Annotated in this window: 11 protein-coding genes; 5 read left to right on the top strand and 6 right to left on the bottom strand. The window is 71.4% G+C overall.

Going from position 1 to position 12641, the window contains the following annotated elements; genetic code table 11:
* The first annotated feature begins 9 nt into the window (after nucleotides 1-9).
* Together O7610_RS12330 and O7610_RS12325 are read left to right on the top strand one after the other, a co-directional pair.
* A complete protein-coding gene (locus O7610_RS12330) occupies nucleotides 10-702 on the top strand; it encodes a phosphatase PAP2 family protein (RefSeq protein ID WP_289213330.1) in 693 nt (230 codons plus the stop codon).
* Nucleotides 702-965, top strand: coding sequence for a hypothetical protein (locus O7610_RS12325; protein WP_281550895.1), 264 nt, complete (start codon nucleotides 702-704; stop codon nucleotides 963-965). Before O7610_RS12330 ends, O7610_RS12325 begins: the two co-directional genes overlap by 1 nt.
* A gap of 40 nt (nucleotides 966-1005) precedes the next feature.
* Here the strand turns inward: O7610_RS12325 and O7610_RS12320 are convergent, their stop codons facing one another.
* The gene (locus O7610_RS12320; protein ID WP_281550894.1) at nucleotides 1006-1653 is read right to left on the bottom strand and encodes a hypothetical protein; all 648 of its coding nucleotides are present in this window, start codon (nucleotides 1651-1653) and stop codon (nucleotides 1006-1008) included.
* 266 nt (nucleotides 1654-1919) lie between these two features.
* Here O7610_RS12320 and O7610_RS12315 point away from each other — a divergent pair, with 266 nt between their 5' ends.
* Nucleotides 1920-2510, top strand: a complete 591-nt coding sequence (locus O7610_RS12315) for a copper resistance CopC family protein (RefSeq protein ID WP_281550893.1) — start codon at nucleotides 1920-1922, stop codon at nucleotides 2508-2510.
* 16 nt (nucleotides 2511-2526) lie between these two features.
* On the opposite strand, the gene gltX is transcribed toward O7610_RS12315, so the two are convergent.
* Entirely contained in the window at nucleotides 2527-3960 is a 1434-nt protein-coding gene (gltX, locus tag O7610_RS12310) for a glutamate--tRNA ligase (protein WP_289213329.1), read from the bottom strand.
* A 142-nt stretch (nucleotides 3961-4102) separates the two neighbouring features.
* On the opposite strand from gltX, the gene O7610_RS12305 reads away from it, so the two are divergent.
* Nucleotides 4103-4573 (top strand): SRPBCC family protein, encoded by a 471-nt coding sequence (locus O7610_RS12305; RefSeq protein WP_289213328.1) that lies wholly within the window; start codon nucleotides 4103-4105, stop codon nucleotides 4571-4573.
* A gap of 131 nt (nucleotides 4574-4704) precedes the next feature.
* Here O7610_RS12305 and aceE read toward each other — a convergent pair whose 3' ends face one another.
* The 4 genes from aceE to O7610_RS12285 form a co-directional block, all read right to left on the bottom strand.
* The gene (aceE, locus tag O7610_RS12300) at nucleotides 4705-7467 is read right to left on the bottom strand and encodes a pyruvate dehydrogenase (acetyl-transferring), homodimeric type (protein WP_353850355.1); all 2763 of its coding nucleotides are present in this window, start codon (nucleotides 7465-7467) and stop codon (nucleotides 4705-4707) included.
* Between the two features lie 176 nt (nucleotides 7468-7643).
* Complete coding sequence (locus O7610_RS12295) at nucleotides 7644-8048, bottom strand: YjbQ family protein (protein ID WP_199757666.1); 405 nt, start codon at nucleotides 8046-8048, stop codon at nucleotides 7644-7646.
* A gap of 83 nt (nucleotides 8049-8131) precedes the next feature.
* Nucleotides 8132-8929: an ABC transporter permease subunit gene (locus tag O7610_RS12290; protein WP_289213327.1), complete on the bottom strand. Its 798-nt coding sequence runs from the start codon at nucleotides 8927-8929 to the stop codon at nucleotides 8132-8134.
* Nucleotides 8916-9827 carry an ABC transporter ATP-binding protein gene (locus O7610_RS12285; RefSeq protein WP_281550889.1) on the bottom strand — a complete coding sequence of 304 codons (912 nt, stop codon included), beginning with the start codon at nucleotides 9825-9827 and terminating at the stop codon, nucleotides 8916-8918. The genes O7610_RS12290 and O7610_RS12285 overlap by 14 nt, the downstream gene beginning before the upstream one ends.
* Before the next feature lie 378 nt (nucleotides 9828-10205).
* Here O7610_RS12285 and O7610_RS12280 point away from each other — a divergent pair, with 378 nt between their 5' ends.
* Nucleotides 10206-12620 carry a transketolase C-terminal domain-containing protein gene (locus O7610_RS12280; protein WP_289213326.1) on the top strand — a complete coding sequence of 805 codons (2415 nt, stop codon included), beginning with the start codon at nucleotides 10206-10208 and terminating at the stop codon, nucleotides 12618-12620.
* The last annotated feature ends 21 nt before the right edge of the window (nucleotides 12621-12641 follow it).

Raw genomic sequence — 12641 nt, 5'->3', positions numbered from 1 at the left:
CATGTGCGGATGATCGCCCGCCCGCCGCTGGTCGTACCGCTGCTGGCCCTGCTCGCCCTCGCGGCGCTGACCATCGGTCTGGTGGTGGATCCCGCGTTGGTCGCCCGGCTGGACGCCCCGGTGACCGACGGGCTGCGGGCCTACGCCGCCGACCGGCCGACGCTGGTGGCGGTCCTGCGGATCGCCACCGACCTGGCGGCGACGATGCCGTTCCTGGCCGCCGGTGCCGCCGCGACCACCCTGTTCGCCGTGCGCCGGGACCGGCCCCGGGCCTGGTTCTGCGCGACGGTGACCGTCGCGGCCCCGGTCAGCTGGATGCTGGGACAGTGGCTGCTGCACCGACCCCGCCCGGTGGACGGCTTCGTGACCATCGCCGCCAACGGGTTCCCCAGCGGGCACACCACCAACGCCGCCGCTGCGGCGTTCGCGGTCGTCCTGCTGGTCTGGCCCGGGGTACGGCGTACCGGGCGGTTGCTGGTGGTGGTGCTCGCCGGAGCCGGCGCGCTGTTCATCGCGGCGACCCGGCTGGTGCTGCTCGCGCACTGGCCGGTCGACGTGATCGGCGGCGCCCTGGTGGCGGTGACGGTGGTGGCGCTGGCCGCCCGCCTGTGGTCACCGCGGGCGGGGGGGCCGGCGGCGGCCGGCCCGGTACCTGGCAAGGTGTCGTCTCGGGACGGCTCGTGTGAGGTGAGGAGTTCGTGATGGCGTACCTGGGGGCTGGCCACAGCGGCGGCGTCGGGCGGGACCATGGCGTCGGGCGGGACCATCCGGGGGAGCGGGACCAGCTGTCACTCGGCCGGACGTTGACCGGGCAGGGAACCGACCGGGGCGGTTCGGCCGACCCGCAGCCGGTGTCGACCTGCTGCGCGGGGCAACGGGGATGGGCTGGCGCGCATCGCCATCTCGGGGTCCGGCCGAGTTCCCGGGTGGTACGTCGGGAACGCCCGCCGCACCGCTGGTGCTGACACCGCCCGACCGCTCCGGTCACCCGTGCGGCCGGGCCGGTCACCTGGTCCGGCGGCGTACCAGCAGGGCGATCCCCGCGATCCCCAGGGTGATGCCGACCACCACGGCGGCGTTGAGCACCATGACCTGACGCAGGTCGGTGAGCATCTGGTCGATGTCCTCGCCCGGGTTGAGCGCGTCCTCCGGAATCACCCGTTCACCACCGCCGATGCCACCGCTGATGCTGTCCGGGCGGGCCGGCAGCGGTGCGCCGGCCGCTCGCAGCGTCTCGGACATCGTCAGCCGGCCGAAGAACCAGCCGGCTGCGGTCTTGCCGTCACCAGGCTGCTCCGCCGGTCGAAACGCGCGCGGGCCTCCCTTGGCCAGCGGATACAGCTCGTAGGTGCGATGTGGCTCGTCCGCCACCATGACCACGACCAGGTACTTCGGGCCGAGGTCACCCGGCTCCGGGGAACTGGTCTGGCCCGGTCCGGTGAGCCAACTGACCTGGCTGAGCACCGCCGCGAACAACTCGGCGTCGGCGTCGGCGTGCACGGCGAGCGGCTCCGGCAGGTCGTCACCTTCGATGGTGACGGTCGTTGGTGCAGGTGGTGCCGCGTACACCCGGTTCGCCGCCAGGATGGACGTGCCGAATGCCAGGAGCAGCGCACCGGCCGCTAGGAGACGGCTGGCTGCCCGCTGTCCCATGGTCAACTCCCTCGCCCCGCGGAGGTCAGGTCCTAGTCGATGTGCGTACTACCCGATGGCGGCCCGACGTAATCAGCGGCGGGCGTGGTCGCGGACCCTCACTGTGAGAGACTCCGCACGACTCTGGACGGTTGCACCCGCTGGACGGATTTTTCGGGAACCATCGACGACCGGTGACCGACCAACCAGGGAGGTCGGCCGATGACGGCCCGGCGCGTCGTCTGGCGACCGATCGTATCCGGCGATCGCAACAGGTGGGGGACAGGGTGGTACGCGTACCAGGGGTGTTGCTCGCGGTGTTCGTCGGGCTGCTCGCGGTGCTGTTCGGGACATCGCCGGCCCAGGCGCACAACGTGCTGACCGGGAGCGATCCGGCCGACGGTGCGGAGCTCGCGCAGGCCCCCGAGACGGTCCGACTCACCTTTCTGGCCAACCTCAGCCAGGAGCAGACCGAACTGAGCGTGACCGGTCCGGATGGCGCTGCGGCGTCCACCGGGGCGCCCGTGGTGGACGGCAAGGCGGTGAGCGTGCCGTTCCGTCCCGGACCCGCCGGAGAATACACAGTGGACTACAACGTGTTGTCCGCCGACGGACACTGGGTAAAGGGTGCGTTCGCCTTCACGTTGACGGTCGGTGTCGAGCCGACCGCTGATCCGTCACCGACCGCTCAGCCGTCACCGACCGGGGCACCCAGCCCCACCGCCGCCGAACCGACACCGGAGGCGACCCCGGCACCGACGCCGCAGGCCACCAGTTCCACCGAGTCGACCCCATGGTGGCCGTGGCTGGTCGGTGCCGTCGTCCTGCTGGTCGCGGTGGCGGCCGGAGCGTTCTTCGTCCGCCGCCGTACCACCTGACCGGACCGTCGCGACGTCAGCCGAGCCGGGCGCGGGCGTTGCGCAGCCGACGCAACGTGCGCTCCGACCCGAGGACCTCCAACGACTCGAACAGCGGCAGCCCGACGGACCGGCCGGTCACCGCGACCCGTACCGGTGCCTGGGCCTTGCCGAGCTTGAGGCCACGCTCGGCGCCGACCTGCTCCAGCGCTGCTTTCAGTGGCTCGGCGGACCAGTCCGGCAGCGCCGCGAACGCGGCGATCGTCGCGTCCAGCAAGTCGGCTGCGCCAGCCTTCATCGCCTTCGCCCACGCGGCGTCGTCGATTACCGGGACGTCGAGGAAGAGGAAATCGACGTTGGTGACGATTTCGCTGAGTACCGCGATCCTGGTCTGGGCGAGCGGGGCGACCGCCGCGAACGTCGTCGGGTCGTAGTCGGCCGCCCGCCACGGCGGCGGCGCGATACCGCTGCCGGTCGGCGCCGGCGTCGACGGCGTCCCGGTCAGCCAGGGCTGACAGGCGGCGATGAAGTCCTCGACCGGTAGCGCCCGGATGTACTCACCGTTGAAGGCGCGTAGTTTGCGCTCGTCGAAAAAGGCCGGGGACGGGTTCACCGCCTCCAGTCGGAACTCCTCCTCGATCACCGACCAGGGCACGATCTCCCGGTCGTTACTCGGCGCCCAGCCGAGCAGCATCAGATAGTTGCGCATCGCGTCGGCGAGGTACCCCTCGTCGCGGTACGCCTCCAGCGCCACCTTGTCACGGCGCTTGGACAGTTTCTGACGTTTCTCGTTGACGACCACCGGTACGTGTGCCCAGACCGGTGGCTTGACCCCGAGCGCTGCCCAGAGCAGCTGCTGTTTCGGGGTGTTCGGCAGGTGCTCCTCGGCGCGGATCACGTGGGTGATCCCCTGGGAGATGTCGTCGACCACGTTGGCCAGCAGGAAAACCGGCGAGCCGTCGCCCCGGGCGATGACGAAGTCCTCGATCAACTGGTTCTCGAACGTCGGCTCGCCGCGGATCAGGTCGGCGACCGTGGTGCTGCCGGTGTCCGGAGTGCGGAAGCGCAGGGCCCGTCCGGCGCCGGCGTCGAGACCCCGGTCGCGGCAGAACCCGTCGTACCCGCGGTACTCGCTGCCGGTGCGGGCCTGCACATCGGCGCGGGCGCAGTCGCAGTAGTAGGCACGCCCGGACTGGTGGAGCCGGTCGGCCGCCGCGCGGTGCTCGCCGGCGTTGGCCGACTGGAAGTACGGCCCCTCGTACGAACCACGACGGATGCCGATCCAGTCCAGCGCGCTGAGGATCCCCTCGATCCACTCGGGGCGGTTGCGGGCCGCGTCGGTGTCCTCCACCCGTAGTACGAACACGCCCCCGTGCTGCTTGGCGTAGATCCAGTTCTGCAGTGCTGAACGGGCACCGCCGACGTGGAACATGCCGGTGGGGGATGGGGCGAAGCGTACGCGTACCGTCACGGCCCCAGCCTACGGGCGGCCGATCCCCGCCCGACGGTCAGGTCCGGTGGCGCCCGGGGTGAACAGCGAAGTCTGCACCTTTTGCCGAGAATGTGCTTTAGGCTGCGCCTGTCAGGACGAGCAGGCAGAGACAGGCAGGCAGATGATCCTCATCGAACGCAGCGGGCGGGCGGAGGCCCCGATCGACACCGTCTGGGAGGTGGTCGGGCAGGCCGCGTTGCTGCCCGACTGGCTCGCCGGTGTCCGCCAGGCCGAGGTGATCGGCGGCGACATCCGCCGGATGCGGGTGCACACGGCGGACGGCGCGGCCGCCGACGCCGAGGTCATCGAGCTCCAGCCGCCCAAGCTGATCGCCTGGCGGGAGCGGGCCGCCGGCCCTGGCCTGCGGGCCGAGGCCCGCACCGAGGTGCAGGTCGAACTCACCCCGGAGGGGGACGGCACCGCAGTACGGCTGACCATCGTGCGGTGGCCGGCCGGCCAGGTCAGCGCGACCCTGCTGCGACTCGGCAAGCACCGGGTCGGCGCCGACCTGGAGACCTCCCTGGGCCGCCTGTCCGACCTGGCCGCCGCCCGGTACGCCGCCAACGCCGGCGACCGGACCAACGTCTGCTGACGGCAGCCGGACCAACGTCTGCTGACCGCAGCCGGACCGCAGCTACGGCGAGGTCCGCCGACGGTGCGGCCCCGGACGCGGCAGGCCCCGGCGGTCACCCGCCGGGGCCCGTCGACTGCGGTCGCTGCGGATCAGGAGTCGCCGCCGGTCTCCCCGACCGGAGCGGCGTTGACGTCGTCGATCGCGTACTTCTTGGCGGCCCCCGCCGGCACCTCGGCCGGCACCTCGCCGCGCAACGCCAACTGCCGCAGCGTCGCGACGGCCACCGACTCGGCGTCGACATGGAAGTGCCGCCGCAACGCGTGCCGGGTGTCCGACAGCCCGAACCCGTCGGTGCCCAGCGAGGTGTAGTCGCCCGGAATCCACCGGGCGATCAGGTCCGGCACCGCCCGCATCCAGTCGCTGACCGCGACCACCGACTGCGGCGCGTCGGCCAGCGCCGTTCGCACGTACGGCACCCGCGCCTCACCGCCCAGGTTGATCAGGTTGTGTTCCTCGCAGGCCACCGCGTCCCGACGCAGCTCCGTCCAGGAGGTCACCGACCACACGTCGGCGGCCACCCCCCAGTCCTCGGCGAGCAGCTGCTGCGCCTTGAGTGCCCACTGCATCCCGGTGCCGGAGGCGAGGATCGTCGCCCGCGGCGCCTCGCCGCCGTCGGCCCGACTCACCTGCGGTGCCGCCGCGTACCGGTAGAGGCCCTTGAGCAGCCCTTCGACGTCGAGCCCGTCCGGCTGTGCCGGCTGCACGATCGGCTCGTTGTACACCGTGAGGTAGTAGAAGATGTTCTCCGGTGACTCGCCGTACATCCGGTGCAGGCCGTTCTCCACGATGTGCGCGATCTCGAACGCGAACGCCGGGTCGTAGGCGACCACCGCCGGGTTGCTCGCGGCGAGCAGTTGCGAATGCCCGTCCTCGTGCTGCAGACCCTCGCCGTTGAGCGTGGTCCGCCCGGCGGTGGCCCCGAGGACGAAGCCGCGGGCCATCTGGTCGGCCGCCGCCCAGAACGCGTCGCCGGTGCGCTGGAAGCCGAACATCGAGTAGAAGATGTACAGCGGGATCATCGGCTCGTCGTGGGTGGCGTACGACGTGCCGGCGGCGGTGAACGACGCCACCGACCCGGCCTCGTTGATCCCCTCGTGCAGGATCTGCCCGGCGGTCGACTCCTTGTACGACAGGAACAGCTCCCGGTCCACCGCGGTGTACTTCTGCCCGTGCGGTGAGTAGATCTTCTGCGTCGGGAACAGTGAGTCCATGCCGAAGGTCCGCGCCTCGTCCGGGATGATCGGCACCCACCGCTTGCCGAACTCGCGGTCCTTCATGATGTCCTTGAGCAGCCGGACGAAGGCCATCGTGGTGGCGACCTTCTGCTTGCCGGAGCCGCGTTTGACATCACCGAACCGCTCACTGCCCGGCACCGCCAGCGGGCGGGCGGCGGTCCGCCGGGTCGGCACGTACCCGCCGAGGGCCTTGCGGCGCTCCTGCAGGTAGGTCATCTCCGGGGAATCGTCGGCCGGGCGCAGGTACGGCGGGAGGTAGGGGTTCGCCTCCAGTTGCTCGTCCGCCACGTCCAGGTAGAGCCGGTCCCGGAAGGTTTTCAGGTCGTCCAGGGTCAGCTTCTTCATCTGGTGGGTGGCGTTGCGGCCCTCGAAGTGCTCCCCGAGCGTCCAGCCCTTGATCGTCTTGGCCAGGATCACCGTCGGCTGGCCGGTGTGCTCGGTGGCCGCCTTGTACGCCGCGTACAGCTTCCGGTAGTCGTGCCCGCCGCGCTTGAGGTTCCAGATCTCGTCGTCGGACAGCCCTTCGACCATCTTGCGGGTACGCGGGTCGCGGCCGAAGAAGTGCTCCCGCACGTACGCGCCGGACTCGGCCTTGTAGGTCTGGTAGTCGCCGTCCGGCGTGGTGTTCATCAGGTTGACCAGCGCGCCGTCGGTGTCCGCGGCGAGCAGCGGGTCCCACTCCCGACCCCAGACGACTTTGATCACGTTCCAGCCGGCGCCCCGGAAGAACGCCTCCAGCTCCTGCATGACCTTGCCGTTGCCGCGTACCGGGCCGTCCAGCCGCTGCAGGTTGCAGTTGATGACGAAGGTGAGGTTGTCCAGCTCCTCGCGGGCGGCCACCCCGATCGCGCCGAGCGACTCCGGCTCGTCCATCTCACCGTCGCCGAGGAACGCCCACACGTGCTGATCAGAGGTGTCCTTGATGCCCCGGTGCTGCAGGTACCGGTTGAACCGCGCCTGGTAGATCGCGTTGATCGCGCCGAGGCCCATCGAGACGGTGGGAAACTCCCAGAAGTCCGGCATCAGCCGCGGGTGCGGGTACGACGGCAACCCGCCGCCGAGCCCGGCGTGCGACAGCTCCTGCCGGAAGCCGTCGAGGCGCTGCTCCGACAGCCGGCCCTCGACGAAGGCGCGGGCGTACATGCCCGGGGAGGCGTGCCCCTGGAAGAAGATGTGGTCCCCGCCGCCGGGATGCTGCTTGCCACGGAAGAAGTGGTTCATACCCACTTCGTAGAGGGACGCCGCGCTGGCGTACGTGGAGATGTGGCCGCCGACGCCGATCTCCGGCCGCTGCGCGCGGTGCACCAGCACGGCGGCGTTCCACCGGATGTACGCGCGAATCCGCCGCTCGATCATCTCGTCGCCGGGGAACCAGGGTTCGCGTTCCGGCGGAATCGTGTTGATGTAGTCGGTGGTGGTCAGTGGCGGCACCCCGACCTGACGCTCCCGAGCCCGTTCGAGCAGGCGCAGCATGACGTAGCGGGCGCGTTTGGCGCCGCGTTCGTCGATCACTCCGTCGAGTGACTCGACCCATTCGCTGGTTTCTTCAGGGTCGATGTCCGGAAGCTGGCTCGGCAGGCCGTCGCTGATCACCGGGCGCTTGCGTTCCGTGGCCACAGGCGTTCCCTCAGTTGTGTGTGGGATAGGTCTCTACTGACCATCCTGCCCCCTGGAGGCCGGTTGCGTCACGCGCGGCCGCCATAGAGGCGATCTGGGACACAGGTACCAGACGGTAACTTCCGACCGGCTCCGACCGGCTCCGACCGGCTCCGACCGGCTCCGGGCGGCGCGGGTCAGCCGGCGAGGAAGGAGAACCTGACCTTGCGGTCGGCGTTGTCCCCGTTCGGGTCGACCAGGCAGACCGACTGCCAGGTGCCGAGCGCGAGCCGGCCGTCGAGCACCGGCAACGTCGCGTACGGGGCGACGAACGCCGGTAGCACATGGTCCCGGCCGTGCCCGGGCGAGCCGTGCCGGTGCTGCCAACGGTCGTCGGTGGGCAGCAGCTGGTCCAGAGCGGTGAGCAGATCGTCGTCGGAGCCGGCACCGGTCTCGATGATCGCGATGCCGGCGGTGGCGTGCGGTACGAACACGTGCAGCAGCCCGTCGCCGCGTCCGGCCACGAACCGCCCCGCCTCGGCGGTGATGTCGCGCACCACGGGCCGGGAGCCGGTCCGGATGGAGATCACGTCGGAGTCCATGCCTGCCAGTGTGGCAGCCGGGCCGGTCCGGCCGGTGGGCACGGCAGGCGCCGCACCCACCCGCCCGGCCGCGCGGCGATCCCTCACACGGCGATGTCGCGGCGGGTGAAGCGCCAGGTGCCGGCGGCGACGCAGACCACAGCGAAGCCGGCGAGCAGCAGTACGCCGCCGACCTGCACCCCGTTCACCAGCGGGTCGCCGGCGAGGTACCAGTGGAACGGAGAAATGTCGCGGGCCCACGCCAGCGCCTCGACCTGGGGCAGGACGGCGTTGGCGAGGTAGCCGAGCACGGCGACCGCCGCGCCGACGCCGAGCGCCGTCGCCCGGCTGCCGGTAGCGGCCCCCACGCCGTACGCCAGGGCGGCGAACGCGGTGCCGAACAGCACCAGATGCAGGGTCATCGCGGCCAGCGCACCGACCCCGACGGCGGTGAACTCGGCCGGACCACGGATCGCCACCAGAGCCAGCCACAGCAGCGCCCCGGTGAGGACCAGTCCGACCACCAGCGCGGCGAACCGCTGCAGCGCGGCCCGCGCCCGGCTGACCGGGTGGGCGAGCAGCAGGTCCAGCGAGCCGGCCTCCTCGTCACCGGCGATCGTCCGGGCCCCGGCGGCGATCCCGAACACCGCAACGAGCAGGGGGATGAGCAGCCCGTAGACGGCGCTGCCGAGATAGCCGGCAGGGCTGGTGACGTCGTCGAAGTTGAGTGCCTCCAGCATCCCTTCCGGATACGCGGCCAGCGCATCCGCCATCTCCGGTGTCTGCATGGTCGGCCAGAACGCGGCGTACATGGTGCCGACCGCTGCGATCGACACCGCCCAGCCCAGCATGGACCGGCGGTTGTCGCGCAGCGCCTTGGTGAACGGGTTACGCAGCAACACCGTCGGTCTCCGTCCGCTCGTAGTAGGTGAAGAAGAGGTCCTCCAGGTCGGGCTCCTCGGCCAGGAAGCTGACGACGGTGTGCCGGCTCGCCGCCTTGATCAGCGGATCGGCCCGCCCGTCGAGCCGGCAACTGAGCCGGGCGCCGTTCACGGTGACGTCGCTGAGCCCGGGAACGGTCGTGAACTCGTCGGCCGGCACCGCAGCGTCGAAGACGATCTCGATCCGGCGTACCGCCCGTTCCCGCAGCTCCTCTACCCGTTCGACGGTGACCAACCGGCCGTCGCGGATGATGCCGACCCGGTCGGCGGTCTGCTGCACCTCGCTCATCACGTGCGAGGACATGAAGACGGTCTGCCCGGCGGCCTTCGCCTCGCGGACCATCGCGACGAACTCCTGCTGCAGGAAGGGGTCCAGGCCGCTGGTCGGTTCGTCGAGGATGAGCAGCTCGGGGGAGTGCATGAAGGCCTGCACGACCCCGACCTTCTGCCGGTTGCCCTTGGACAGCCCTTTGATCCGCCGGCCGAGGTCGAGGTCGAGCCGGTCGGCCAGCTCGGTGATCCGCGCCTTCGGCACACCGCCGCGTAGGTTGCCCAGGTAGGTGAGGAGTTCGTGGCCGGTCTGCCGGCCGTCCACGATGAAGTCGCCGGCCAGGTAACCGATCCGTCGGCGGAGCGGAATGCCGTCGGCGCGCGGGTCGAGCCCCAGCACCCGGACGGTGCCGCTGGTCGGCCGGATCAGATCCAGCAGCAGCCGGATGGTGGTGGACTTGCCGGCCCCGTTGGGGCCGAGGAACCCGTACACCTCGGCGGTCTCGACCTGAAGGTCAAGGCCGGTGAGGCCGCGGTTGCGGCCGTACGTCTTGATCAACTGCTCGGTACGGATGGCCGGGTCAGCCATCGGACCTCGCCTCCTCGGTTTGAGTTTGACGACGCTCCACCTCGAAGCGTTCGACGATCAACGTCTGTGGCGATCCACGTCTGTGACGATCAACGTGTGTTGCGAACGTTCAGAACGTACTGAACCTTATGCTATCGGCCGCCCGCAAGTGACCCCGCTGGCGGCGCGGCTGCGCTGCCGTCCAGGCCGCGCCTGGCGGCGCGGCTGCGCTGCCGTCCAGGCCGCGCCTGGCGGCGCGGCTGCGCTGCCGTTTCCCGGGCTGCCGCGTAGCATCGCGACCATGACCTCCCCGGCCACCAGCGGCGCTGCAGTCTGCCCCGACCCGGCCCAGCGGCGGCCCGCTCGCCGCCCGGTGGCCGCGCCTGGCGGGCGTCGGTAATGCTGTCCGACGTGACCACCCCGCAGGACCTCGACGAACGGTTCCGCACCGCGGTCGCCGCGATGGACACCGCACCGGACCGACGGGCCCCCGAACAACCGGTACGCGACGGCACTCTGCTCACCGGGCAGTCCGCGCTGGCGCTGTTCGACGCCCAACTCACCAGCCGCCATCTCGACCTGGCCAAACGCTGGCTGCGCAGCTTCGGAGAAGGTTTCTACACACTCGGCTCGTCCGGCCATGAGGGCAACGCGGCGCTCGCCGCCGCCGTCCGGGTGACCGACCCGGCGCTACTGCATTACCGGTCCGGTGGCTTCTACTGCGCCCGGCTCGCCCAGGCCGGCCTCGCCGCCGGCCACGAGCCCGGCGTCGAGCCGGGCCTTCGCTCCGGCGTGGCCGACTCCGACGCCGGCGACCCCGGCACCGACCCGGTCACCGACGCCGCTCGGGACGTGCTGCGCGGTGCCGTTGCCTCCGCCGCCGACCCGACCACCGGTGGCCGGGGCAAGGTGTTCGGCAACACCGCGATCAACATCGTGCCCACCTCCGGCACCGTCGGCGGGCACCTGCCCCGGGCGGTCGGGACCGCGCTCGGCATCGACCGGATGCGCCGGATGGTGCCGACCGTCCGGCAACGTCAACCAGGGCTGGCCCGGTCCGCCGCAGTCGGCCGGGCGTACCTGGAACCCCGGCTGCCCTGGCCGGACGACGCCATCGTGGTCTGCAGCTTCGGCGACGCGGCGGTCAACCATGCCGCTGCTGCGGCGGCCTTCAACACCGCCGGCTGGGCCGATCACGCAGGGCTGTCCACGCCGGTGCTGTTCGTCTGCGAGGACAACGGCCTGGGTGGCAGCGTACGGTCGCCGGACGGCTGGGTCGCCGAGACGCTGCGCTCCCGACCAGGGCTGCGGTACTTCGCCGCCGACGGGTGCGACGTGGCGGCCACCTACGACGTCGCCGCCGAGGCCGCCGCGTGGGTCCGCGAGCACCGCCGGCCGGCGGTGCTGCACCTGTCCACCGTCCGGCTGATGGGGCACAGCGGCGCCGACGTCGAATCGGCGTACCGGTCGGCCGAGGAGATCGACCGCGACGTCGCCCGCGACCCACTGGTCGGCACCGCGCGGCTGCTGGTCGCCGCCGGCCTGGCCAGCCCCGACGAGATCATTTCCCGGTACGACGAAGTCGGCTGGCAGGTGCGCAAGGTCGCCGAGGAGGTCATCGGGGAGGCCAAGCTCGAAACCGCCGGACAGGTCGTGGCCACCATCGCCCCGCGCCGGCCGATCCGGGTCGCCCGGGTGGTCGCCGACACCGGTGCCCGCGCGGCCGGAGCCGCGGCCACCACCCGCGCCACCACCCTCGGCACCCGGCTGCCGGAGGAACGCGGGCCGATGACCCTGGCCCAGACGATCACCGCGGCGCTCGCCGACGGTCTGCTGTCGTACCCGGCGATGGCCGTGTTCGGTGCCGACGTCGCCGCCAAGGGCGGCGTGCACGGCGTCACCGCCGGGCTGCAGGACCGGTTCGGCGACCATCGCGTCTTTGACACCACCGGCGACGGCACCACAGTCCTCGGCATCGGACTCGGTGCCGGCCTCGCCGGTCAGCTGCCGGTGCCGGAGATCCAGTATCTGAGCCACCTGCACAGCGCCGAGGACCAGCTGCGCGGCGAGGCCGCCGTGCTGCAGTTCCTCTCCCGGGGCGGCTACCGTAACCCGATGGTGCTGCGCGTGCCCGGTCTCGCCTATCAGGAGAGCCTCAGCGGGCACCTCTACAACGACAACTCGTTGGCGGTGCTGCGGGACGTACCCGGCCTGGTGCTGGCCGTGCCGGCCAGGGCCGACGATGCCGCCGGGCTGCTGAGATCCTGCCTGGCCAGTGCGGCGGTCGACGGCAGTGTGTGCGTCTTCGTGGAGCCCGTCGCCCTCTACGACACCAGTGACCTGCACGTGCCGGACGACGGACTGTGGCTGGCGCCGTACACCCCGCCAGGGGAGTGGGGCGCCCGGCACATCCCGGTCGGCCGGGCCCGCAGCTACTCCGTCGGCAGCGGCGAGGACCTGACGGTGATCACGTTCGGCAACGGCGTACGGATGTCGTTGCGGGTCGCGGCCCGGCTGGCTGCCGAAGGAGCCGGCTGCCGGGTCGTCGACCTGCGCTGGCTCGCGCCGCTGCCGGTGGCCGACATCATCCGCGAGGCGACGGCCACCGGTCGGGTGCTGGTGGTCGACGAGACCCGCCGCTCCGGCGGGGTCGGTGAGGGAGTGCTGGCAGCGCTGGTCGAAGCCGGATACGTCGGAGCCGCTGCCCGGATAGCGGCATTGGACACCTACGTCCCACTCGGCCCGGCCGCCAACCAGGTGCTGGTCGGCGAAGATGCCATCACCCAGGGTGCCCGAGCGCTGCTGGCACGGTAAATTCCGGTGAACTCGGTGCGC

Origin of the sequence: Solwaraspora sp. WMMA2065 (assembly GCF_030345075.1) — a bacterium.
In the GTDB taxonomy this organism is placed as follows: domain Bacteria; phylum Actinomycetota; class Actinomycetes; order Mycobacteriales; family Micromonosporaceae; genus Micromonospora_E.
Note: the sequence above shows the minus strand (reverse complement) of the source record. Positions and strands in the feature narration are given on the sequence as shown.